Below are 21848 nucleotides of genomic sequence, written 5' to 3' on the forward strand. Positions count from 1 at the left end.
TCCTGGTAGCGGGAATCGCGCGCTGCGGCAGGCTTGTCGGATCCAACAGACAGGCCTGCCGCATGCCCCAACCCCTACAGCCCCATCCGGCCGCGCCAGGTATTTTCACCATCCACAGCGTCGCTGCCCCGGCAAGCGGCCCGGCGGCTTCGCTGGTGCCACGCGCCGTGGGCAATGCTCCGGTCATCACCGCCATCTGGATGGCCGGGATGCCATGCTATGGCGGACAGGCGCCGCAGGGCATCACTGACGTGCTGACAGCACAGGAGCGCGGCGTCATCGCCAGCGACCATGCGCGGTACGGGAATGCGCTGAACGACCCGGAGCGCATCGTCAACATCGATCCCGAGCAGGCCAAGGCGCACGTCAGCTATCGCGCCCTGTGCACGCAGTTCCAGCGCCCGGGCAGCTTCTGTGTACGCCATGCAGAAGGCGGGGATCTGATCCTGGTGCATCGTTCGCGATCAGCACTGAGCCCAGCACAGCTGGTGCGCACGCCGCTGCAACGCTCGGCGACAGGCTGGCAGTTGCAGGTCGCGGACAACGCCAGTCCTGCCTGGTCGGCAGTGCGAGGCAGGCATTTCCAGACCTTGCAGGCGCTCAAGGCGGCGCTGCCGCCCGGCATGCGCGAAGTGCAGGCAATGGCCGTTGGCGACCCGGACATCAGCCACCTGTAGCGTCGGCCCGCGGCGCTGCGATTGTGTAACGCCTCGTGCGGCCGCTACCCTGACGATGATGATCCGCACCGTCCGCCGACGCCCGCTGTTCCTGATCCGCCTGCTGATGTTGGTGGTGGTGGCGCTTGGCACGGCCGGTGGCGCATTGGCGTCGGCGCTGGGTGACCTGCATGAGTTGTCCCATGCCGATCATCCCGCGGTGCCGCACGGCGATGCAGAAGCAGACACCGGCCACGACGATGATGATACCGGCGCGCGCCTGCTGCATGCACTCGTGCATTGCGGCCATTGTCATGGCCAGGGCGGCGTGCTGCCCTTTGCCTACGCAGGCTGGGAACTGATCACTGCACCGGCCGGCGTGCGCCACGCTCCGCATGACGCGACGTGGCGTCCCGCGCCACAGGACAGCCCGCTGCGTCCCCCGATCCAGGCCTGATCCGCGGTCCGCACGCAGCGGACGACCCGATCCTGTCCTGAGATTGCTGGAGAAACCCCATGTGGAAACGCCTGGCCGCGCTTGCGGCCCTGGCGATGGCACCGTGCGCAGGCGCACAGGTGACATCGTCTGCTGTCCCGTTGACGCTCGATGCTGCCATCGAGCGTGTTTCGCGCACCCACCCCGACCTGCGACTGCTGCCCCTGCAGCAGCAGGCCGCCCGCGCCCGCTACGACGCCGCCGGGCTGGCACCGCCGCTGGTGTTCGGCGTGGACCTTGAAAACGCGCTTGGCAGCGGCGACAGCCGCGGCATCGACGCGCTGGAAACCACGGTATCGCTGGCCGGCGTCCTGGAGCGCGGCGGCAAGCTGGATGCCCGCCGCGCCGTGGCCCAGGCCAATCTCGATGCGCTGGCACCGCAGCGCGAGATCATCCGGCTGGACATGATGGCCGAGGCGGCTCGTCGCTACCTTGCGATCACCGTCGCCAGTGGCCGCCAGCGCATCGCGCTGGATGACATCGAGCAGCGCCGGCGCGCGGTGGACGCAGCGCGTGGGCGGCTCACTGCCGGAGCTTCGCCAGCCTCGACCCTGATGACCGCGCAGGCCGCACTGGCCCAGGCAGAGCTGGACCGTGACCGTGCATTGCAGGAGGGCAGGGCGGCACGGTTGTCGCTGGCTGCGCTGTGGAATGCACGCGAAGTCGACTTCGACGTGGCCAGTGGTGATCCGCTGCAGTTGCCTGCCCTGCAGGAATTCAGCCAGCTGGCCGATCTGCTCGAGCGGACCCCGGAGCTGGCGCTGATCGCCGGCGAGCAACGGGTGCGCCAGGCCCAGTTGCAGCTGGCCAGCAGCCAGCTGCGCGGCGATGTGTCCTGGCAGTTGGGGGTCCGCAACGAGCGCGCCCGCCGGGACTCATCGCTGGTGGGAGGCTTCAGCGTGCCGCTGGGCAACGCGCGGCGTGCCGATCCGGAGATCCGCGCGGCACGCAGCGAACTGGAAATGAGTGCGGTGGAGCGGCAGGCGCGCGCGCTGCAGCTGCACGCCACCCTGGCTGAAGCGCATGGGCGTTACGCCAACGCCCGGCTGGAGGTCACCCGCATGGAGCGCGATGTGCTGCCGCAGCTGCGCCGGGCCGAAAAGGCCGCCGAAACCGCGTGGCGCGCCGGTGCCATCAGTTATCTGGAATGGGCCCAGCTGCAGGCGATGCGCATCCAAGCGCGGCAGCGCCAGCTGGATGCAGCGGTGTCCGCGCAGAGTGCCCTGATCGAGATCCAGCGGCTGACCGGACAGCCACTGGTCGCCAACGCAACCCAAGGAACCGCACCATGACCTCCACCACCGTGGCGCCGCGCCGCCTGCTCGCGATCCTGTTGCTGTCTGCCCTGCTGGCGGGCTGTAGTGACAAGGCAGCCAAGGCCGCCGATGAAGACACACACGCGCACGCAGAAGGTGGATCGCACGCTGATGAAGCGCCCGCCGACAGCACCCGTATCAGCGATGCGCAAGCCCGCGCCGCCGGCATCGTCAGCGCAGCGGCAGGCCAGGGCACCATCGCCGACGAGCACGAAGTGCAGGGCCTGCTGGCGCCGGTCGATGGACGCAGCGCACAGGTCACCGCGCGTTTTCCCGGACCGGTGCGCGCGCTGCGCGCCAATGTCGGTGACCGGGTGCGCGCCGGCCAGCCGTTGGCCAGCATCGAGAGCAACCTCAGCCTGACCACCTACAGCATCGCCGCACCGATCTCCGGCGTGGTCCTGTCGCGCCAGGTGCAACTGGGCGCAGTGGCAGCCGAAGGCCAGGTGCTGTTCGACATCGGCGACCTGTCGCAGCTGTGGGTGGACCTGCATATCTTCGGTTCCGATACCCAGCACATCACCGCCGGCGTGCCGGTCACCATCACCCGCATGACCGATGGCGCCGCGCAGACCGTGACCCTGGAACGTGTGCTGCCCGGCACCGCTACGGCCAGCCAGAGCACCGTGGCCCGGGCCACCATCGACAATGCCGATGGCCTGTGGCGGCCGGGTGCCGCGGTGCGCGCGCGCATCGTGGTGGCCAGCACGCCGGCGCCGCTGGCGGTACCGCTGAGTGCACTGCAGACGCTGGATGGCAAGGACGTGGTCTTCGTCCGCGACGGTGAAACCTACCAGGCACGCGAGGTCCAGCTGGGTGCACGCGACGCACGCCAGGTGGCGGTCACGGGCGGCCTGCAGGCCGGCGAGCAGGTGGTGGTGGAGCAGAGCTATACGGTGAAGGCGGACATCGGCAAGGCGGGCGCAGCGCATGAGCACTGAACCGCAAGGCGGCCGCGCCAGACCTGGCGTGCTGAAACGCATGATCGGTGGCGCCATCGCCCAGCGCTGGCTGATGATGGCGCTGACCGTGGGGCTGGTGCTGGTGGGTGCGTGGAGCTTCGGCCGGCTGCCCATCGATGCCACGCCGGACATCACCAACGTACAGGTGCAGATCAATACCGCGGCGCCGGGATATTCGCCGCTGGAAAGCGAACAACGCATCACCTATGCGGTGGAAACCGCGATGGCCGGGCTGCCGGCACTGGAGCAGGTCCGTTCGCTGTCGCGCTACGGGTTGTCACAGGTGACGGTGGTGTTCGACGACGGCACGGACCTGTACTTCGCCCGCCAGCAGGTGGCCGAGCGCCTGCAGCAGGTCCGCTCGCAGTTGCCCGACGGCCTTGATCCCCAGCTCGGGCCGATCGCCACCGGACTCGGCGAGATCTTCATGTACACCGTCGACGCCGCGCCCGGAGCGCGCAAGCCCGATGGCACGGCCTACACCGCCACCGACCTGCGCACGCTGCAGGACTGGGTGATCCGCCCGCAGCTGCGCAACGTGCCAGGAGTCACCGAGGTCAACACCATCGGCGGCTTCCAGCGCCAGGTTCACATCACCCCGGACCCGGCTCGGCTGCGCGCACTGGGATTCACGCTCGAGGATGTGGCGGCCGCGGTGGAAGCCAACAACCAGAACGTGGGTGCCGGCTATATCGAGCGCAACGGGCAGCAGTTCCTGGTGCGCATACCCGGCCAGGTGGCCAATCTGGAAGAGATCGGCAACATCGTGCTGGACCGCCGCGAAGGGGTGCCGATCCACGTGCACGATGTGGCCGAGGTGGTCGAAGGGGCGCAGCTGCGCAGCGGCGCGGCCACCCAGGATGGTCATGAAGTGGTGATGGGCACGGTGGTGATGCTGGTCGGCGCCAACAGCCGCGAGGTGGCCCAGGCCGCGGCAGCGAAACTGGCGCAGGCGCAGCGCAGCCTGCCCGAAGGGGTCACCGCCACTTCCAGCTACGACCGCACCGCGCTGGTGGACCGCACCATCACCACCGTGGCCAGGAACCTTCTGGAGGGCGCGCTGCTGGTGGTCGTGGTCCTGTTCGCGCTGCTGGGCAACGTGCGTGCCGCGCTGATCACCGCGGCGGTCATCCCGTTGGCGATGCTGTTCACCCTGACCGGCATGGCACGCGGCGGCGTGTCGGCCAACCTGATGAGCCTGGGCGCGCTGGATTTCGGCCTGATCGTCGATGGCGCGGTGATCATCATCGAGAACTGCCTGCGCCGCTTCGGTGAGCGCCAGCATGCGCTGGGCCGCGACATGAGTGCCGCCGAACGCTTCGCCGAAACCGCCAGCGCGACCGCCGAAGTGATCCGTCCGAGCCTGTTCGGCCTGGGCATCATCACCGCGGTCTACCTGCCGATCTTCGCGTTGACCGGGGTGGAAGGAAAGATGTTCCACCCGATGGCGATCACCGTGGTGCTGGCGCTGACCGGCGCGATGCTGCTGTGCCTGACCTTCGTGCCGGCCGCCATCGCGCTGTTCCTGGGTGGACGCGTGCAGGAGAAGGAAAACCGGGTGATGGCCTGGCTGCGCCGGCGCTACCAGCCGCTGCTGGGCGTGGTGCTGCGGCGTGGGCGCTGGGCAGTGGCCGCCGCGCTGGTTCTGGTGGTGGGCTGCGGCGTGCTGGCCAGCCGCCTCGGCAGCGAGTTCGTTCCCAGCCTGGACGAGGGTGACGTGGCGATGCATGCCATGCGCATTCCCGGCACCAGCCTGGGCCAGTCGGTACGGATGCAGGTGCAGATCGAAACGCGTCTGCTGCAGGTGCCCGAGGTGGCCAAGGTGTTCTCCAAGATCGGCACGCCGGAAGTAGCCTCGGACCCGATGCCGCCATCGGTGGCCGACACCTTCGTGATGATGAAGGACCGCCGCGACTGGCCCGATCCGCGCAAGCCCCGCAGCCTGCTGCTGGCCGAACTGGAAGCGGCGGTGGAGCAGCTGCCGGGCAACAACTACGAGTTCACCCAGCCGATCCAGATGCGCATGAACGAACTGATCTCCGGCGTGCGCGCGGATGTGGCGGTGGTGGTGTATGGCGATGACCTGGACATGCTGGCGCAGCTTGGCCGGCGCATGGAGCAGGTGGTTTCCGGCGTGCCCGGCGCCGCCGACGTGCGACTGGAGGAAACCAGCGGGCTGCCGCTGCTGACGGTGCGGCCCGATCGCCAGGCATTGGCCGGCTACGGACTCAATCCGGGCCAGGTGCAGTCGACCGTGGCCACCGCCGTCGGCGGCACGGTGGCGGGGCAGCTGTTCGAAGGTGATCGCCGCTTCGACATCGTGGTGCGCCTGCCCGAAGCCCTGCGCCAGGACCCGGCGGCGTTGGCGGACCTGCCGGTGTCGCTGGAAACCGCGCTTGCCAACGGCGACGTCGATGAGCTGAGCCGTGGCGACAGCGCGGCCAGTGGGGGCCCGCGCACGGTGCCGCTGCGCGAACTGGCCCGCATTGAAACCAGCGAAGGGCCGAACCAGGTGAACCGTGAAAACGGCAAGCGGCGCATCGTGGTCACCGCCAACGTGCGTGACCGTGACCTCGGCGGATTCGTCGCTGACCTGCAGTCAGCGGTGGGCACGCAGGTCGTGGTCCCCAGCGGCTACTGGATCGACTACGGCGGCAGCTTCGAGCAGCTGATTTCAGCCAGCGAGCGGCTGGCGGTGGTGGTGCCGGTCACCTTGGTGCTGATCTTCGCGCTGCTGTTCTGGGCCTTCGGTTCCGGTCGCGATGCGCTGGTGGTATTCAGTGGCGTGCCGCTGGCGTTGACCGGTGGCGTGCTGGCGCTGGCGCTGCGCGGCATGCCGCTGTCGATCTCCGCCGGAGTGGGTTTCATCGCACTGTCCGGCGTTGCGGTGCTCAACGGGCTGGTGATGATCAGCTTCATCCGCCAGCTGCGCGGGCAGGGACTGGCGGTGCCGGACGCGGTGCGCGACGGTGCGCTCGGCCGGCTGCGGCCGGTGCTGATGACCGCGCTGGTGGCCTCGCTGGGCTTCGTGCCGATGGCGTTCAATGTCGGTGCGGGTTCGGAGGTGCAGCGGCCGCTGGCAACGGTGGTGATAGGCGGGATCGTCTCGTCCACGCTGCTGACCCTGCTGCTGCTGCCGGTGCTGTACCGCTGGCTGCACCGCCGCGAACACTGAAGAAAGGCCTTGATGGTGATGACCTGCGCTGGTGGTTGACGGGCCGCTCTGGTGGTTGACGGGCCGCTCTGGTGGGTGACGACCGTTGGTCGTCACCGCTTCGGCTTTCCCATGAGCGCTGGAAGAGCGTGACGACCACCGGTCATCACCCACCCACTTACGCCGGCAACTTGGCGATCACCTTGATCTCGAACTGGAATCCATACAGTCAGGTCACGCCGATGCCGGTCAGGGTGGGGTGGGGCGTGCCGGACTACATGGCCGCCGCACCTGTTGCGCGCGGCGAACTGGTGCCGTTGTTCGGCGACTGGCAGATCGAGCCGATGCCGATGTATCTGATGTTTCCCCCCGGCCGGCACGTGAACCAGCGCCTGCGGGTGTTCATCGACTGGGTGACCGCGCTGATGAAGGCATGAACCGACCTGGCCGCCTCTGGTGGCTGCGGGCCCGCGCCATCTAGGCTGCAGGCATGCAGATCGCCCGGCTGGGCGTCGACGGGGTTGCCACGTTGCATGTAGAAGCCATCCGCATCCAGCACCTGCGTGCCTTCAGCGACGCACGGATCGACTTCGCGGCGGACGCTGGTCCTGGCGAGGCCGCGGCACTTTCCAACATCCATGTGCTGCTCGGCGGCAACGGTACGGGCAAATCCACCGTTCTGCGCGCCATTGCGTTGGGCATACTGGCGCCGGTGATCGAGCGCGATCCCACGCTGGAGCGCGCCGCCTGGGTACGCAGGGCGCCACGCACCGGCGCAGGCAGGAACCAGATGGCTGCCGACTTCGCTACGATCGACATCGACCTGCGGCTGCACGGCCAGGACCTGCTGCGATGCGCCGGGAAGCCTCCCCGCATGCTGCCGATGCAGGTGCGGATCGAACGTGTCGGCGACCTCGACCTGATCGACTGGTATCGCCCGCAGGATCACGTACTGGCACGTGAGCTGCGCCTGATCCAGCAGGTGCGCGAGCCCAGTGCATTCTTCCTAGTGGCTTACGGCGCCTCGCGCTGGGTCGATCACGCGCAGGGAGGGACGAGCACGGCATCGATGCCGCTGCCGGCACGGCGACGGCAGCGCGTGGCCAGCCTGTTCGACAACCGCGGCCTGCTGCCGCTGGCCGCCTGGTTGCCTGCGTTCTCGCTGCACAATCCCGGCCGTTACCGGCAGGTGGTCAGCTTGATGGATCGCCTGCTACCGGCGGGCTGCCGGCTGGCGGCGGCCCCTCCCGGTGAGGCCACCCGGTTCGATATGGAGGGCATCGTGCTTCCGTTCGAAGGCTTGTCCGACGGCTACCAGGCCTATGTGGGCTGGATCGGCGACCTGCTCCATCAACTGTGCATGGGTGCACCTTCCGGGCGCAGGCTGGTGGACAACCAGGGCGTGGTGCTGGTCGATGAGATCGACCTGCACCTGCATCCGGCATGGCAGCGTGCGCTGCTGTCCACCCTGTCGCAGGCGCTGCCGAACCTGCAGTTCATCGTGACCACCCACAGTCCCCTGGTGATTGGTGCACTGCAGCCGGAAAACCTGATCGTGCTCGATCACACCGACGCTGCGGGCACCTGCTGCCGCCGCCTGCCCGAGCGGGTGCATGGGCGCAGTGCCGACCAGGTGCTGCTCAGCCCCTACTTCGGCCTCGCCAGCACCCGGCCGACAGCCGTGGGCGATGCGCTGGAGCGGCTGCGGCGGGCCAGCCAGGACGGCGATCCCGCTGCAGCGGCTGCGTATCTGCAACTGCTGTCATCGGGTGAGGACCCGGCATGATCCGCATTCCCGTGGCCGAGGCCGAACTGCTTGCCCTTGTCGCCGCCCATGACCGGCGCTGGCTGGACAAGGCGCGGCAACGCACCGCCGAGTACCGAGGCCAGGGTCACTACGTCGAAGGCAGTGAGTTCTGGGGCGACATCAAGCAGGTCTACATCGAACTCCAGCATGAAAAATGCGCCTACTGCGAAAGCCGGCTCGCGGGCCGCGCGCTGGCCAGCAAGGTCCACGAAGTCGAGCACTTCCGGCCCAAATCGAGAGTGGGCGCGTGGCCGCCCGCCACCGGCAAGGGGGCCGTCGGCTTCATTCCGCCGTGTTCGGTCGGCAGGCCGAGCACACGCGGGTATTACCTGCTTGCCTACCATCCCCTGAACTATGTCATCGCCTGCACACGCTGCAATTCGACGTTGAAGGCAGACAGCTTCCCGGTGCGTGGCAGGCGCCGCACGCGCGCGTCCACGCCGCAGTCGGCACAGGCTGAAGATCCGCTGCTGGTCTATCCGCTCGGCACCCTGGACACCGATCCGGCACGGATCATCCGCTTTGACGGTGTGCTGGCCGTGCCGCGCCGCAAGCGCGGCCGCGACCACGAGCGTGCACGGGTGACCATCGAATTCTTCCAGCTAAACCACCAGGACCTCACCAGCCGGCGCGCGCGCTTGCTGGGTGCGCTCTGGCTTGCGCTGCGCACCCTGCAGTTGCCGGGAGTGCCGGATGACCTGCGGCAGCTGCAGCGGCAGTCGATCGAGCAGGCGCAGTCCGATCGGGCTGAGTTCGCCGCCTGTGCGCGCGACTTCGTCGCGCTTCATGGGTCTGATCGGAAACGCGCGGACGCGCTCGGTGGCATGGCACTGCGGTTGGTGGCCGGCTGACCGAGCAGCTGTCCCACAGCCGCCACCCCGGCGGCCACCCCGTCTTCCGTCGCCATCCGCCGACCCAGCGCCGTCGCACGCGCACGCACGTCCGGATGTTCGGCAACGGCCAGTGCCGCGGACAATCGCTGGCTGTCCAGCCGCCGCGGCGAAAGGGCCGGCGGTGCCACGCCGAGCCGATGCAGGCGGTCGGCCCAGAAGAACTGATCGGCCGCGAACGGCATCACCATCGAGGGCACGCCGGCGCGGCAGGCCGAGTGCGTGGTGCCGCTGCCGCCATGGTGGATGACCAGCGAGGTGAGCGGGAACAAGGCTTCATGCGGCACCGCCCCCACCACATGCACGTTGCCGGGAAGGGCCAGTGCCGGCGTGCCGGACCATCCGGGCGACAACAGAACGCGGCGTCCGTCGAGCATGCGCAGCAGGGGCGACAGCACCGCGTCGCGGTCGAATCCGGTCATGCTGCCGAAGCCCACATAGACCGGTGGCGGGCCGGCATCCAGGAATGCCTGCAGGGCAGGCGGTGGCGACCAGCCGGGGCTGTCGGGCAGCCGCCACTGGCCGCACACCCGATGGTCGGCCGGCCAGTCCGCGGGCGTGGCGACCAGGCTTGGCGACACGCCATACAACATCGGCGCATCGATCCACGGCGTGGTGGCCGGTGGCAGGCCCAGCACGGCGCGCCGGGCCTGGTTGATCGGCGCGCGAAACTGCTGCCAGATCAATCGGGTCACCAGCCGGTGGCTGAGCCGGTTCAGGGGGGGCGGCGTCCAGCCGGGCGGCAGGAACGGCGAGGGAAAGGCGCGGGTCGGGGTGATCGGGATCATCCCGGTACCGATCACCGGAATGCCGTGGCGCTCGGCCACGCTGAGGCCGACGAAGGCGGCCAGCCCGCCGGCCAGCAGCGCCTCGCAGCCTGACGCCGCCTGGTCGGTCTGGCGCATCCAGTCGGACACATGCCGCCTTGCCATCCGTGCCAGCCCGCTGCTGGCGGCCCGTGGGCTGTTGCCGCGCGACAACAGCGCCACCACTTCTTCGTGGATGTCGCCCTGCAGGGCGGCGTGCGGCACGTCCAGCGCCCGCGCGCTGCCCAGCGTGCCGCCGTCGGCGAGCAGCAGCACCTGGTGCCCGGCGTCGATCAGCCCGCGGCAGAGTAGGGTCAGCGGGCGGGTGTCGCCTTCGGTGCCGTAGGTCAGTGCCAGGAGTCTCATGTGCCCTGTGTAGCAGGGACCGGGCGAGGGCTCCGTAAACCGGCTCACGCTGCCGGGCAGGCTTGCAGGTTTCCCCGGTTCGCGGCATAATTCGCGGCTCGCTGTGTCCGGTCAACCCCGGATGGCGGTGCCGGGAATACGTCCTCCGGTGCGCCTAGGACAGCGTAACCCTTTGATTCTCTTGACGTGTGGTGGGCAACCATCGAGGCCGCCGTCGCCCGGGCTACGGGCTGACAACATGTGCGGATCCTTCCGCAGAAGCTCGGCCTTCCCTGGCCGGACTTTCAATACAAACTTATCGAGGTGCGCAATGTCCCGCGTATGCCAAGTTTCCGGCAAGCGAGTGCAGACGGGTAACAACGTCTCGCACGCAAACAACAAGACCCGTCGTCGTTTCCTGCCCAACCTGCATGAGCGCCGCTTCTGGGTCGCCAGCGAAAACCGCTGGGTCAAGCTTCGTGTTTCCGCGCATGCACTGCGCACCATCGACAAGAACGGCATCGACTCCGTTCTGGCTGAGCTGCGTTCGCGCGGCGAAAAGGTCTGAGGAGTAAATCATGGCAGGCAAGCGCGACAAGATCCGTCTGATTTCGACGGCCGGTACCGGCCACTTCTACACGACGGACAAGAACAAGAAGAACACCCCCGGGAAGATGGAATTCCTGAAGTACGATCCGGTCGTGCGCAAGCATGTCCCGTACAAGGAAGGCAAGATCAAGTAATCCACCAGGATGCTTGAGCTTCCCGAATGAAGAAACCCGCCGCGAGGCGGGTTTTTTTTTGGCCGTGGCCCAGCCCGTGGCAGAATGCGGCTTCCTCCGGGCGGGTGGCGCGATGCTCTTCGAGTGGATGCTGGGCTCATGGCTGCTGCTGCTGGACTGGCTGATCCGGCTGGCTGCGCTGTTGTGGATACCCACCCGCACCACGCCAGGCGCTGCACGCAGCTGGCTGTTGCTGGTCGGCTTCGTGCCGTTGCTGGGCCTGCCGCTGTACCTGCTGTTCGGCCATCCGTGGCTGTCGGCCGAGCGCCTGCGCCGCCAGGCTGAAGCCTCGCAGGTGATCCGCGAAGAACAGGCGCTGCAGGCGGCCCTGCGCTGGCAGCCGGACGCGGACACCACCGTCGCCGAAATGGTGCCACTGGTGGAGCGGCAGGGCGATTTCATGCCTGTGCACGGCAATGCACTGGACCTGCTGACCGGTTACGAGGACTCGCTGGCCCACCTGATCGACGACATCGACCAGGCCGAAGAGCGCGTCCACCTGCTGTATTACCTGATGTTCGACGATGCGGTGGGCGAGGCCATCGTGGAGGCGCTGCAGCGTGCCGCCGCGCGCGGCGTGCACTGCCGCCTGCTGCTGGATGCAGTAGGCGCGAAGCGTGGACTGCGGGCCTACCGCAAGCGCCTGATGGCGCGCGATATCGATGTCCGCGCGATGCTGCCCGGTGGATTGCGCTGGCGCCGCAGTGGGCGCATGGACCTGCGCAACCACCGCAAGATCGCCGTCATCGACAACAAGGTCGGCTATATCGGCTCGCAGAACCTGGCCGATGCCGGCTTCGTGCGCGGCCGGCCGAACCGCGAGCTGGTGGCGCGGGTGCGCGGCCCCGCCGTGGCCCATCTGGAAGCGGTGTTCGCCAGCGACTGGTACATGGAAACCGGCCAGCGGCTGGAGGTGATGGCCGATGTGCCGGTGTGCAGCGAGGACGTGGCCACCCAGCTGCTGCCCAGTGGCCCGGCCTACCCCTTCAGCAACGCGCGCGACGCGGTCAACGCGTTGATCCACCTGGCGCGCCGGCGCATCGTGCTGGTCACCCCGTACTTCGTGCCCGACGAAGCCACCTTGAGCGCGCTGCGCATTGCTGCCCTGTCCGGGGTGGATGTGCAGCTGATCGTATCGGCCACCAGCAATGCTCGGCTGACCGCGTGGGCGCAGGAAGCCTACTACGATGAACTGCTGCGCAGCGGCGTGCGCATCGCGCTGTACGAGCCCCATTTCCTGCACGCCAAACACCTCAGCGTGGACGAGGACATCGCCCTGTTGGGATCGATCAACCTGGACATCCGTTCGTTCGCGCTGAATGCCGAGGTCGGCCTGCTCTGCTATGACCGGAAGATCGTGCGCCAGCTGCTGGATATCGAGGACGATTACCTGCGCAACTCGCGGCCGTTGGAGCTTTCACAGTGGCGCAAGCGCGCCACCTGGCGGCGCAGCCGCGAAGGCATCGCGCGGCTGGCCGATGCGCTGATGTAAGGCGCTGGCCGACGCATCCGCCTACAATCAACGCATGAACGATACAGCGACTCCGCACCGCATCGACCTGGCCATCATCGGCGGCGGCGCCGCCGGTGCGCTGACCGCCCTGCACCTGCTGCGCCACGCAACGACCCCGCTGAAGGTCCAGCTGTTCGAGCCGGCCTCGACCCTGGCCGAGGGCATCGCTTATGCCACGCCGGCACCGCAGCACCTGCTCAACGTGCCGGCCGGGCGGATGAGCGCGCTGCCCGACCAGCCCGCCGATTTCACCGCCTACCTGCGCCAGGTCGACGCCTTCCCGCAGGATGATGATGCGACGTTGGCGGGCCGCTTCGTGCCGCGTCGGCATTACGCGGCGTATCTGCGCCAGCGCCTGGCCGAGGCGGAGCAGGCCAGCAGCGCGCAGCTGCAGGTGGTCGCGCAGGCGGTGCTGTCGCTGCGCCGGCACGAAGGCGCGGCGCGGCTGGAACTGGCCGACGGCACCGTCGTCGATGCCCGCCAGGTGGTGCTGGCCTGCGGCAACAGCGTGCGGCCGATTCCGCTGGCTGGCGCCGATGCCCTGCCGCACGAGTCGATCGCCGAGGCCTGGGATTACGATGGGGTGCGCCTGCTGGCGGGTGACCAGGCGATCGGCATCATCGGCTCCGGGCTGAGCATGGTGGACAGCGTGGTGGCATTGTTCGCGGCTGGCCAGACCGGCGTGCTGCACGTGTTTTCGCGTCACGCGCTGATGCCGTTGCCGCATGCCCACGGCGCGCCCGCCACGTATGATCCACAACCGCTGCTGGCGATGGGCTTGCGCGCGCGCCTGCGCACGCTGCGTCGGCATGCCCGTGAGGCGGCTACGCACGGCATTCCCTGGCAGAGCGTGATGGAACGCATCCGCCCGCTGGGCAAGGCACTGTGGCAGACCCTCGATGAGGCTGACCAGCGGCGCTTCCTGCGCCACGCGGTACGGCACTGGGATGTACACCGGCACCGAATCGCTGAAGAGGTCCATGTGCAGCTGCGCGATGCGCTGGCTGATGGCCGCCTGCAGTTGCATCGTGTGCGCCTGCAGGGTGTCGTGGAAACGGACACGGGCCTGCGCCTGACCGCCTTGTCGCACGGCGCAGCGGTGCAGTGGGACCTCGGCGCACTGGTCAACGCCACCGGCGTGGAGACGCGTGCGGAGGGCCTGCGCAATCCCTTGCTGAGGCAGCTGCTGGCTGAAGGCATCGCGCGCCCGGGGCCGCATGGCCTGGGCCTGGACAGCGAGGCCGCAGGTGACCGGCTGATCGATGCCGACGGCACCGCGCATGGCGCCATCGGCGTGTTGGGCAGCCTGCGCATCGGCACGCTGTGGGAGAGCCTGGCCGTGCCTGAACTGCGTCAGCAGGCCGAAGATGCGGCGCGCCACGCGGTGCGGCAGCTCGAAGCAGCGATGCCGTAAAATGGGGGCATGGATGTCTCCCACCTGCTTGATGGCCTGAACCCGGCCCAGCGCGATGCCGTGTCCGCCCCCCCTGGCCACCACCTGGTGCTGGCCGGCGCGGGCTCCGGCAAGACCCGCGTACTGACCCACCGCATCGCCTGGCTGCACGAAGTGTTCGGCGTGCCGACCCATGGCATTTTCGCGGTGACCTTCACCAACAAGGCGGCCGGCGAGATGCGCCACCGGATCGACGCGCAGCTGCCCAATGGCAGCCGTGGCGCGTGGATCGGCACCTTCCACGGGCTGGCCAACCGGCTGCTGCGGCTGCACTGGGCCGAAGCCAGGCTGCCCGATTCCTTCCAGGTGATGGATTCGGATGACCAGCTGCGGCTGGTCAAGCGCGTGGTGCAGGCCCTGGAGCTGGATGACGGCAAGTACCCGCCCAAGCAGATCGCCTGGTGGATCAACGAACAGAAGGACGAGGGTCGCCGGCCGCAGCACATCCAGCCCGAGCCGAATGACGCCTGGCTGGACACCATGCGCCAGGCCTACACCGAGTACCAGGCGCGCTGCGACCGCGCCGGCCTGGTCGACTTCGCCGAACTGCTGCTGCGCGCGCATGAGCTGCTGCGCGACAACCCGGCCCTGCTGGCGCATTACCGCGCCCGCTTCCGCGAGATCCTGGTCGACGAATTCCAGGACACCAACTCCATCCAGTACGCCTTCGTGCGCGTGCTGGCCGGCGACACCGGGCATGTGTTCGTGGTCGGCGACGATGACCAGGCCATCTATGGCTGGCGCGGCGCGAAGGTGGAGAACGTGCAGGGCTTCCTGCGTGATTTCCCCGGCGCGCAGACCATCCGGCTGGAACAGAACTACCGTTCCACCGCCAACATCCTGGGCGCGGCCAACGCGGTCATTTCGCACAATCCGGACCGCATCGGCAAGGAGCTGTGGACCGACAGCGGCGACGGCGATCCGATCGACCTGTACGCGGCCTACAACGAGATGGACGAGGCGCGTTACATCGTCGAACGTGCCCGGCAGTGGGTGCGCGACGGCGGCAGCCATGGCGAAGTGGCGGTGCTCTACCGCAGCAATGCGCAGTCGCGCGCGCTGGAAGAAGTGCTGCTGAGCGAGCAGGTGCCGTATCGCGTGTACGGCGGCATGCGCTTCTTCGAACGCGCCGAAATCAAGGATGCGCTGGCCTACCTGCGGCTGCTGTCCAACCGCAACGACGATGCGGCCTTCGAGCGTGCGGTCAACACCCCCACCCGTGGCATCGGCGACCGCACCCTGGACGAGGTGCGCCGCGAGGCGCGCGCGCAGGGCATTTCGCTATGGGAAGCCACCATGCTGGTCACCCAGGGCAACGCGCTGGCGGCGCGCGCGCGCAACGCGCTGGCCGGCTTCCTGGTGCTGGTCAATGAACTGCAGGCGCAGACCGTGCACATGACCCTGGCCGAGCGCATCGACCACGTGCTGGCGCGCTCGCTGCTGCGCGAGCACTGGAGCAAGGAAAGCCGCAACGCGCTGGACTCCGAATCGCGCACCGACAACCTCGACGAACTGGTGTCGGTGGCCTCGCGCTTCGTGCGCCGCACCGACGATGTCGAAGAAGTGGAGGACATGGACGAGCTGGTCGCCTTCCTCGCCTATGCCGCGCTGGAAGCCGGCGAAGGACAGGCGCAGGCCAACGAAGACGGCGTGCAGTTGATGACCCTGCATTCGGCCAAGGGCCTGGAGTTCCCGCTGGTGTTCCTGGCCGGCATGGAAGACGGCCTGTTCCCGAGCGCTCGTTCGCTGGAAGAAAGCGGGCGGCTGGAGGAAGAACGCCGACTGGCCTACGTCGGCATCACCCGCGCGCGGCAGAAGCTGGTGCTGTGCTACGCCGAATCACGGCGCATCCATGGCCAGGACAACTACGGGGTGCCGTCGCGCTTCCTGCGCGAGATCCCGCGCGAGCTGCTGCATGAAGTGCGGCCGAAGGTGCAGGTGTCGCGGCCGGCATCGCTGGGCGCCAGCCGCGGCGGCGGGCATGCCGCGCTGGAGGCACCGCCGCTGAAGCTGGGCACGATGGTCACCCATCCCAAGTTCGGCGAAGGCATGGTCACCGACTACGAAGGCAGCGGCGCGCATGCACGCGTGCAGGTGGAGTTCGCCGATGCCGGCAGCAAGTGGCTGGTGATGGCCTACGCCAACCTGACCGCGCTGTAACGTCAGCAGCGCACGCCATGTCCCGCCACGTGCTGTTCCTGTGCAGCCAGAACCGCCTGCGCAGCCCGACGGCCGAGCAGGTGTTCGCCGACTGGCCTGGCATTGAAACCGCGTCGGCCGGGTTGCTGGCCGATGCGGATGAACTGCTGGGGCCTGAGCTGCTGGAATGGGCCGATCTGGTGTTCGTGATGGAGCGCGCGCACCGCACGCGGTTGTCGGCACGCTTCGCCCCTTGGTTGAACGGCAAGCGCGTGGTGTGCCTGGATATCCCGGATGACTACGACTACATGGACCCGGCGCTGGTCGAGCTGCTCAAGCGCAAGGTCAGTCCGCACCTGCGCTGAGTGGCCGGCGTGGGCGTACGGCATCCCAGTCCAGCTGGGGGAGGACGGTGTCATGCTGACCAGTGCCGTATTTATGAAAGCCCGCATCTATGGCTGGAAGCAGTATTTCCTTCTTGTTCAATGAAGGAAGGCGCATGCCCGTTGCTGGCTCCTCGTCGCAGGCAACGCCCGCAGTGATCCGCGGGCGGCATCTATCCGGCCCCGTGCAGGGACGCGCCTCAGCGTCCACCCTCGGCAGCCTGCTGGTCAGCAACACCGCCCCGTTGCGCGAGCGCCGTCTCTCTGCGCCCTCAGGCCCGCAGCGGGTGTCGGCGGAGGACTGCCCGCCCGTCGCTGGAGCAGCCGATGCGATGCGGCAGACGACCACGCTGCGCGCCCTGTTCCACACGATGGACGGAGTGCGGCAGGCGTTGGACAGCGGAGATATGGGGGCGGGCCGGCACGCAGATTCCGATGCGGGAGGTGACGGCCCAGGCCCGGCAGCGGCCCGCGCATGGACCGGCGCCGGCAGCCGTCCCGCCGCGCTGGTCTGCCTCGATGGCGCAGACTGGAGGGTGAAGGAAACCGGGGACACCGGGCTCAGTGCGATGGAGGCCAGCCTGTCCCGCGTGTTCCAGCTTACCGGCCTGGCCGCGCCGGACGCGCGCGTGATGGCAGCCGACGCCTCGCTGCCGGGCGACAGCCAGCGCTTTGCTTCGCGCTACGAACCCAGCTTCAAGGACCTTGGCAGCTTCCTTGCCACGCCGGCTGCCGAAGCCTTGGCCGGCGCAGGCGATGAAGGGGCCAGGATGCGCTACGCCCAGCTGCGCAGCGACCATGCAGCGGCTGTTTCGACCTGCGATGCGGTGCTGCAGCGCGCCGGGGTCGAGTACTTCTGGCAGGTGCAGGACGCTGGACTGCAGGCCGAACACGCAGCGGCCGACAGGCAACGATTCGATGCGCTGGAGGCGATGAACCGCTTGCTGCCGACCGCAGTGCGCAGCGACCAGGTCCGCCATTTCATCGCCTCGCGATGGCTCGGCAACTGGGATCATCTGAACTTCCGGATGGAGAACTTCGGCTACGCCGAGCGCGATGGACAGCCCGTGGCGATGACCGTGGATTTCGGTTCGTGCGGGCCGCTTGGATTCGCCACGCTCGATGCGCGCAGGGTGATGCTGCCCAAGCAGGCCAGTGGCGATATCGCCATGCTGCAGCGGCCCGCCTCGCTGTATCCGATACCGGATGCCTTCGTTGAGAACGCTGCGGAGTTCGACGCCATGGGGGCAGATCCCGGCCGGTTGCATGACACGCTGGGCTGGCCCTATGGATTCCAGTCGGAGAGCGTTGCCGAGCTCATGCGTGCGCCCGCCGCGCCCGACCCGGCCATTGCCGATGCGATGGCTGAAATGGGTTATCGGCTCGCGCTGGTTCCTGCAATGACCGTACATGCGGTCGTCGACGCAGGATGGCAGGTTCCCGCTGGCGCGCCGGAAGGCCACTGGCCGGACGCCGCACGGATGGCCGGCACCCTGGTGCAGCGCCGGCAGGCCCTGCTGGCGCAGTATGCGCCAGCGCAGATCCGCGACTGGATCAGCGCCGACCCCGAGCGCGCCGCGCGGGTCCGGCAGCAGATGCTGGACGGCATCGGCGCTGCCCTGGGCGGTGATGCCGGCCCCATGGCTCTGCAGGAACACATCAACGCCCTGCACGCCGGGCATCAGATGCTGATGGACGGCGACATTGCTTCTGTGATGGGTGACGCCACGGCGCACGCCCCCAATGCCGCCACGGCACGGATCAGGACGCTGCAGCAGCTGCATGACTGCAATCGACGGCTGGCCGTCGCCCTGGACACCAACATGGAGGCGGACGTCCGCGCGATCGGCGAGGAACTGTTGTCCCCAACGGTATTCGGGGAGCTGTTGAAGGACCTGGGCCTGGGTCCAGGGTCGGGTGCGATGGGGCGCGCGAGCTTCGAGGCAAACCGCGATTGGCTGTTGCTGGTGAACCGCCTGGTGGAATCCGGCCATCTCGCCGCCACGCAGGTCACGCACCGCCTGTTGGAACCGTTCGAAGGAGCTGCCTATTCGCCCAACGTCGGCGCGCATGCCCATCGTGACCCCGCGCTCGGGATGGCTTTCATCGAGCTGCTGGAGACCCTGCTGGCCAGATCGCCGGAGATCACCCCCCTGATGCTGCGCGCGGGCCTGCTGGCGGCGAAGGAGAAGGGCTATCCCAACTATTACGCCGCGTTGGCGGCATCAGGCGCATCGACCGCGTGGGACCAGCGCCTGCAACAGGCCGATCTGTTGCCAGGCAACGCGGAATACATCCGCTTGAGGTCGTTGCGCAGCTGGGCGGTCAAGAAGGTGTCCTACGAGCCGCGCCGCGGTGACGAACCGATCAGGGTCGCAGCGGAGGCGCAGCAGCTGTCCGCGCTGCCGCTGCGCGCTCTGGTGCAGCATGTGCAAGCTGCGTATGGTGCCCGCCGCATGATCGAACTGGAGCTGCCCGTCATGCGTGAGAAACTGCACATGAAGCTGACCACCGCTGCCGAGGACAAGGCGCTGAAGACGCTTGTCCACGCCAGCGTGGAAGGCGCCTGGAAGGACGCCACGGAAAAACACCGGCTTCCACGCAATACGCCTGCACCGCCCACGATGATCAAGGAGCTCCAGCACGACGCGCTGGAGGACTACTGGATTCGGATGAGGAAGCTGCGCAAGGCCGATGCCGAGGCCTGGATCCAGGCCGGTGAGCGGCGCTACACGAAGGCGGTGCTGGCGCAGCCTGGACTATCGCTGGCGGACCGGCGTCAGCTGCTCAAGCAGTGTGCTGCAGAGATTGAAATCGACATCAGCAACATGGTGCGCGATGCCGGGGGCAGCGATGATGATGCCCTGGATGCAGCGGGCATCGACCAACGCGCGCAGCAGCACGCGACTGCCACGGCCGGTGACATGGCCGGCCGTGCAGCGGCCAAGGCCCAGGCGGATGCACAGGCAGAGGCACGCGTGAGAGCCGAACAGCAGGCACGCAGCAAGGCCGGTGAATCCGCTCAGCGCGCATCCACCAGCGCGGCTGGGAAGGCCACGCACGCCGCGGCTCTTGCCGCCAGCTCGCAGGCCAGTGCGCAGGCCCAGGCCACCGCGCGTAGAGAGGCAGAGCGGCGTGCAGGTGAAAAGGCCGCGAAGGAAGCTTCGGCGCGTGCCACGCGTGATGCGATCGTCCACAGCCGCCAATTCAAAAATGAGGTGGAGACACGCCTCGCCATTCTTCGCGCACCGCCGCCGCCCGGTGCCGCGTCCTCGTCCTCCCGGCAGACACAGCGGCAGATAGAGCAGCGTGCCGGCGCGCTCAGGGAAGATCGCTTGAATGCACCGCTTCAGGCACGTCTGGATGCGCTCAGGGAAAGCTCCCCACGCGGAGAAACAGCCCCTCGCTCCCGCGCCGGGCGGCAACGCACCCGGGAGTACGTCGACCCCCGCAGCGGGACGTCCGGCAGCACGACCCGATGATCCGCGGGTCGTCGGTCAGCAGTGCGGGCTCGTGCCCGCGGCATAGGCCAACCCACGCCGCAGCAGCGCACGCACATCGGGATCGGCGTACACCGCCGCATCGTGGCCCAAGCCGGTATACCAGCTTCGGCCGCGGCCCATCGGCCGGCACCAGGTGATGGGATGGTCATCGCCCATCGTGCCGCCTTCGTAGCCTGCTTCATCCACGGTGGCCAGCACCTGCACCCAGGGTCGCGGATTGCGTCGGTAGTTGTAGAGTTCATCGGTGATCGGCCACTGCACGCCGTCATCGCCCCCGCCATGCAGCGTCACCCGCGCAGTCTGCAGGCCGGGTGGATGCTTGTGGAACCAGGCACCGACCAGTTCGCCATAGAACGGCCAGTCGTATTCGGTATCGGCCGCAGAATGCAGGCCGAGGAAACCTCCGCCTCCTTCGATGAAAGCCTGGAGCGCGGCCTGCTGCGGCTCATCCAGTACGTCACCGGTGGTGTTGGCGAACACCACGGCGCGAAAGGCTGACAGCCCTTCAGCAGTGAATACGCCGCTGTCTTCGCCATGCACCACCCGCAGTCCCTGCTCGGCGGCCAGCGAGCCCAGCGTTTCCACGGCTACCGGAATGGAGTCGTGGCGGAACTTGGCGGTCCGGGTGAAAACCAGGATCGCATCGTCGGCATAGGCCGGCCAGGGGAGCAGCAACAGGGCCAGGCAGCAGGAGATGAGAGCGCGCATGCGGCCGATTCTGGCACGCACCGCCCGCTGCGCCATGCTGCACTGCATTGATCGTGCTCAAGGCGCGGCCTGCACGCGGGGTATGTAATGCTCCTGTTCCCACACGGCGGATCACCAAGGAGCCCGGCCATGTACAAGCGCATCCTGATTGCCACCGACGGGTCCGAACTGTCGGAAAAAGGCCTGATGAAGGGTCTGGAGCTGGCCAAGGACCTGGACGCGGAGGTCGATATCGTTACCGTATCCGAGCCTTGGGCCGTTGGCATGTATGACGCCATGGGCTGGAGCGTCGGCTACATGAACAGCCCGGAATACAAGGCCGACCGCGAAGAGTCAGCGCAGAAGATCCTGCAGCCCGCGCTGGCCACTGCGCAGGCGCAGGGCGTGCGGGCCAACGGCGTGCACGTGCTGGACCGCTATGCGGCCGACGGTGTGATCGACGTGGCCGGCGAGCGCAGTTCGGACCTTATCGTGATGACCTCGCATGGCCGGCGCGGCATGACCCGCGTGCTGCTGGGCAGCCAGACCGCTGAAGTGCTCGCGCGCAGCAGCATACCGGTGCTGGTCATCCGCTGAGACAGCGTTCCCGGGGAGGGGACCCGGCGTCGGTCGCAGGAAGCGGCCGGCGCCGTCTTCTGCCCTGGTGGGTGACGACCGTTGGTCGTCACGTTGCGCCAGCCGCCACGCTCAGTCGCGCAGCTTCAGGGTCTGCGATTCGTCCAGGCTGCCATCGGCCTGCAGCACCACGTAGCGCTCGCCACTGCGGTCGAACAGCACCGGGATCGGATCGCGGAACAGCGGCCGCCGCACGAAGCGCAGCTGCCAGCCGAAATGTTCCAGGGTCTGCACGGCGGACAGCTGCTCGGCAGTCAGCCCCTGGCGAAGGGCGGCCTGGTCGATCGGCAGGTTACGGCGTTCTACGTTGCTCATTTCGA

18 protein-coding genes and 2 pseudogenes are annotated in these 21848 nt (G+C 68.1%); 16 read left to right on the forward strand and 4 right to left on the reverse strand.

Annotation, left to right across the window (positions count from 1 at the left end; translation table 11 throughout):
* Positions 1-62: 62 nt before the first annotated feature.
* From H9654_RS10385 to H9654_RS10405, 5 genes are read left to right on the forward strand one after another with little or no spacing between them, the layout of a single operon-like run.
* Positions 63-677: a hypothetical protein gene (locus H9654_RS10385; RefSeq protein WP_191770763.1), complete on the forward strand. Its 615-nt coding sequence runs from the start codon at positions 63-65 to the stop codon at positions 675-677.
* A gap of 58 nt (positions 678-735) precedes the next feature.
* Positions 736-1113: a hypothetical protein gene (locus H9654_RS10390; RefSeq protein ID WP_191770764.1), complete on the forward strand. Its 378-nt coding sequence runs from the start codon at positions 736-738 to the stop codon at positions 1111-1113.
* 59 nt (positions 1114-1172) lie between these two features.
* Positions 1173-2444: a TolC family protein gene (locus H9654_RS10395; RefSeq protein WP_225211982.1), complete on the forward strand. Its 1272-nt coding sequence runs from the start codon at positions 1173-1175 to the stop codon at positions 2442-2444.
* On the forward strand, positions 2441-3409 hold the full coding sequence (locus H9654_RS10400) for an efflux RND transporter periplasmic adaptor subunit (RefSeq protein ID WP_318241131.1): 969 nt from the start codon (positions 2441-2443) through the stop codon (positions 3407-3409). Before H9654_RS10395 ends, H9654_RS10400 begins: the two co-directional genes overlap by 4 nt.
* Before the next feature lie 40 nt (positions 3410-3449).
* A complete protein-coding gene (locus H9654_RS10405; protein WP_406833468.1) occupies positions 3450-6605 on the forward strand; it encodes an efflux RND transporter permease subunit in 3156 nt (1051 codons plus the stop codon).
* A gap of 157 nt (positions 6606-6762) precedes the next feature.
* On the opposite strand, the pseudogene H9654_RS17935 reads toward H9654_RS10405, so the two are convergent.
* Positions 6763-6849: pseudogene (locus H9654_RS17935) on the reverse strand (RidA family protein); the annotation flags it as partial.
* 1 nt (position 6850) lies between these two features.
* On the opposite strand from H9654_RS17935, the pseudogene H9654_RS10410 reads away from it, so the two are divergent.
* The 3 genes and pseudogenes from H9654_RS10410 to H9654_RS10420 all read left to right on the forward strand — a co-directional run.
* Positions 6851-7021 (forward strand): annotated as a pseudogene (locus H9654_RS10410) (LysR substrate-binding domain-containing protein); the annotation flags it as partial.
* Between the two features lie 53 nt (positions 7022-7074).
* Positions 7075-8370, forward strand: a complete 1296-nt coding sequence (locus tag H9654_RS10415; protein ID WP_191770766.1) for an AAA family ATPase — start codon at positions 7075-7077, stop codon at positions 8368-8370.
* Complete coding sequence (locus H9654_RS10420; RefSeq protein ID WP_191770767.1) at positions 8367-9242, forward strand: HNH endonuclease family protein; 876 nt, start codon at positions 8367-8369, stop codon at positions 9240-9242. Before H9654_RS10415 ends, H9654_RS10420 begins: the two co-directional genes overlap by 4 nt.
* Here the strand turns inward: H9654_RS10420 and H9654_RS10425 are convergent.
* Positions 9176-10453 carry a glycosyltransferase gene (locus tag H9654_RS10425; RefSeq protein ID WP_191770768.1) on the reverse strand — a complete coding sequence of 426 codons (1278 nt, stop codon included), beginning with the start codon at positions 10451-10453 and terminating at the stop codon, positions 9176-9178. The two genes, H9654_RS10420 and H9654_RS10425, sit on opposite strands and share 67 nt — an antisense overlap.
* Positions 10454-10763: 310 nt before the next feature.
* Here H9654_RS10425 and rpmB point away from each other — a divergent pair, with 310 nt between their 5' ends.
* From rpmB to H9654_RS10460, 7 genes are all read left to right on the forward strand, one after another.
* Positions 10764-11000 carry a 50S ribosomal protein L28 gene (gene rpmB, locus H9654_RS10430; RefSeq protein WP_019185625.1) on the forward strand — a complete coding sequence of 79 codons (237 nt, stop codon included), beginning with the start codon at positions 10764-10766 and terminating at the stop codon, positions 10998-11000.
* Positions 11001-11007: 7 nt separating this feature from the next.
* Positions 11008-11175 carry a 50S ribosomal protein L33 gene (rpmG, locus tag H9654_RS10435; protein ID WP_182339464.1) on the forward strand — a complete coding sequence of 56 codons (168 nt, stop codon included), beginning with the start codon at positions 11008-11010 and terminating at the stop codon, positions 11173-11175.
* 112 nt (positions 11176-11287) lie between these two features.
* Complete coding sequence (cls, locus tag H9654_RS10440) at positions 11288-12706, forward strand: cardiolipin synthase (RefSeq protein ID WP_191770769.1); 1419 nt, start codon at positions 11288-11290, stop codon at positions 12704-12706.
* Positions 12707-12740: 34 nt separating this feature from the next.
* On the forward strand, positions 12741-14141 hold the full coding sequence (locus tag H9654_RS10445) for an FAD/NAD(P)-binding protein (RefSeq protein WP_191770770.1): 1401 nt from the start codon (positions 12741-12743) through the stop codon (positions 14139-14141).
* Positions 14142-14150: 9 nt separating this feature from the next.
* Positions 14151-16340, forward strand: coding sequence for a DNA helicase II (uvrD, locus tag H9654_RS10450; RefSeq protein ID WP_191770771.1), 2190 nt, complete (start codon positions 14151-14153; stop codon positions 16338-16340).
* 17 nt (positions 16341-16357) lie between these two features.
* On the forward strand, positions 16358-16684 hold the full coding sequence (locus H9654_RS10455; protein ID WP_191770772.1) for a low molecular weight protein tyrosine phosphatase family protein: 327 nt from the start codon (positions 16358-16360) through the stop codon (positions 16682-16684).
* Positions 16685-16818: 134 nt separating this feature from the next.
* Positions 16819-20184 (forward strand): hypothetical protein, encoded by a 3366-nt coding sequence (locus H9654_RS10460; RefSeq protein WP_191770773.1) that lies wholly within the window; start codon positions 16819-16821, stop codon positions 20182-20184.
* A 15-nt stretch (positions 20185-20199) separates the two neighbouring features.
* On the opposite strand, the gene H9654_RS10465 is transcribed toward H9654_RS10460, so the two are convergent.
* Positions 20200-20913: a ThuA domain-containing protein gene (locus H9654_RS10465; protein ID WP_191770774.1), complete on the reverse strand. Its 714-nt coding sequence runs from the start codon at positions 20911-20913 to the stop codon at positions 20200-20202.
* 129 nt (positions 20914-21042) lie between these two features.
* Between H9654_RS10465 and H9654_RS10470 the strand changes: the two genes are divergently transcribed.
* Positions 21043-21489: a universal stress protein gene (locus H9654_RS10470; RefSeq protein WP_191770775.1), complete on the forward strand. Its 447-nt coding sequence runs from the start codon at positions 21043-21045 to the stop codon at positions 21487-21489.
* 111 nt (positions 21490-21600) lie between these two features.
* Here the strand turns inward: H9654_RS10470 and H9654_RS10475 are convergent, their stop codons facing one another.
* A complete protein-coding gene (locus tag H9654_RS10475) occupies positions 21601-21843 on the reverse strand; it encodes a hypothetical protein (protein ID WP_101099425.1) in 243 nt (80 codons plus the stop codon).
* Positions 21844-21848: the final 5 nt, after the last annotated feature.

It is taken from the genome of Stenotrophomonas lacuserhaii, assembly GCF_014836545.1.
In the GTDB taxonomy this organism is placed as follows: domain Bacteria; phylum Pseudomonadota; class Gammaproteobacteria; order Xanthomonadales; family Xanthomonadaceae; genus Stenotrophomonas; species Stenotrophomonas lacuserhaii.

What these genes read in the sequence shown, in the direction of transcription:
- H9654_RS10385 (WP_191770763.1), top strand. Translation starts at nt 63, where the DNA reads ATGCCCCAACCCCTACAGCCCCATCCGGCCGCGCCAGGTATTTTCACC.
- H9654_RS10390 (WP_191770764.1), top strand. Translation starts at nt 736, where the DNA reads ATGATCCGCACCGTCCGCCGACGCCCGCTGTTCCTGATCCGCCTGCTG.
- H9654_RS10395 (WP_225211982.1), top strand. Translation starts at nt 1,173, where the DNA reads ATGTGGAAACGCCTGGCCGCGCTTGCGGCCCTGGCGATGGCACCGTGC.
- H9654_RS10400 (WP_318241131.1), top strand. Translation starts at nt 2,441, where the DNA reads ATGACCTCCACCACCGTGGCGCCGCGCCGCCTGCTCGCGATCCTGTTG.
- H9654_RS10405 (WP_406833468.1), top strand. Translation starts at nt 3,450, where the DNA reads ATGATCGGTGGCGCCATCGCCCAGCGCTGGCTGATGATGGCGCTGACC.
- H9654_RS10415 (WP_191770766.1), top strand. Translation starts at nt 7,075, where the DNA reads ATGCAGATCGCCCGGCTGGGCGTCGACGGGGTTGCCACGTTGCATGTA.
- H9654_RS10420 (WP_191770767.1), top strand. Translation starts at nt 8,367, where the DNA reads ATGATCCGCATTCCCGTGGCCGAGGCCGAACTGCTTGCCCTTGTCGCC.
- H9654_RS10425 (WP_191770768.1), bottom strand. Translation starts at nt 10,453, where the DNA reads ATGAGACTCCTGGCACTGACCTACGGCACCGAAGGCGACACCCGCCCG.
- rpmB (WP_019185625.1), top strand. Translation starts at nt 10,764, where the DNA reads ATGTCCCGCGTATGCCAAGTTTCCGGCAAGCGAGTGCAGACGGGTAAC.
- cls (WP_191770769.1), top strand. Translation starts at nt 11,288, where the DNA reads ATGCTCTTCGAGTGGATGCTGGGCTCATGGCTGCTGCTGCTGGACTGG.
- H9654_RS10445 (WP_191770770.1), top strand. Translation starts at nt 12,741, where the DNA reads ATGAACGATACAGCGACTCCGCACCGCATCGACCTGGCCATCATCGGC.
- uvrD (WP_191770771.1), top strand. Translation starts at nt 14,151, where the DNA reads ATGGATGTCTCCCACCTGCTTGATGGCCTGAACCCGGCCCAGCGCGAT.
- H9654_RS10455 (WP_191770772.1), top strand. Translation starts at nt 16,358, where the DNA reads ATGTCCCGCCACGTGCTGTTCCTGTGCAGCCAGAACCGCCTGCGCAGC.
- H9654_RS10460 (WP_191770773.1), top strand. Translation starts at nt 16,819, where the DNA reads ATGCCCGTTGCTGGCTCCTCGTCGCAGGCAACGCCCGCAGTGATCCGC.
- H9654_RS10465 (WP_191770774.1), bottom strand. Translation starts at nt 20,913, where the DNA reads ATGCGCGCTCTCATCTCCTGCTGCCTGGCCCTGTTGCTGCTCCCCTGG.
- H9654_RS10470 (WP_191770775.1), top strand. Translation starts at nt 21,043, where the DNA reads ATGTACAAGCGCATCCTGATTGCCACCGACGGGTCCGAACTGTCGGAA.
- H9654_RS10475 (WP_101099425.1), bottom strand. Translation starts at nt 21,843, where the DNA reads ATGAGCAACGTAGAACGCCGTAACCTGCCGATCGACCAGGCCGCCCTT.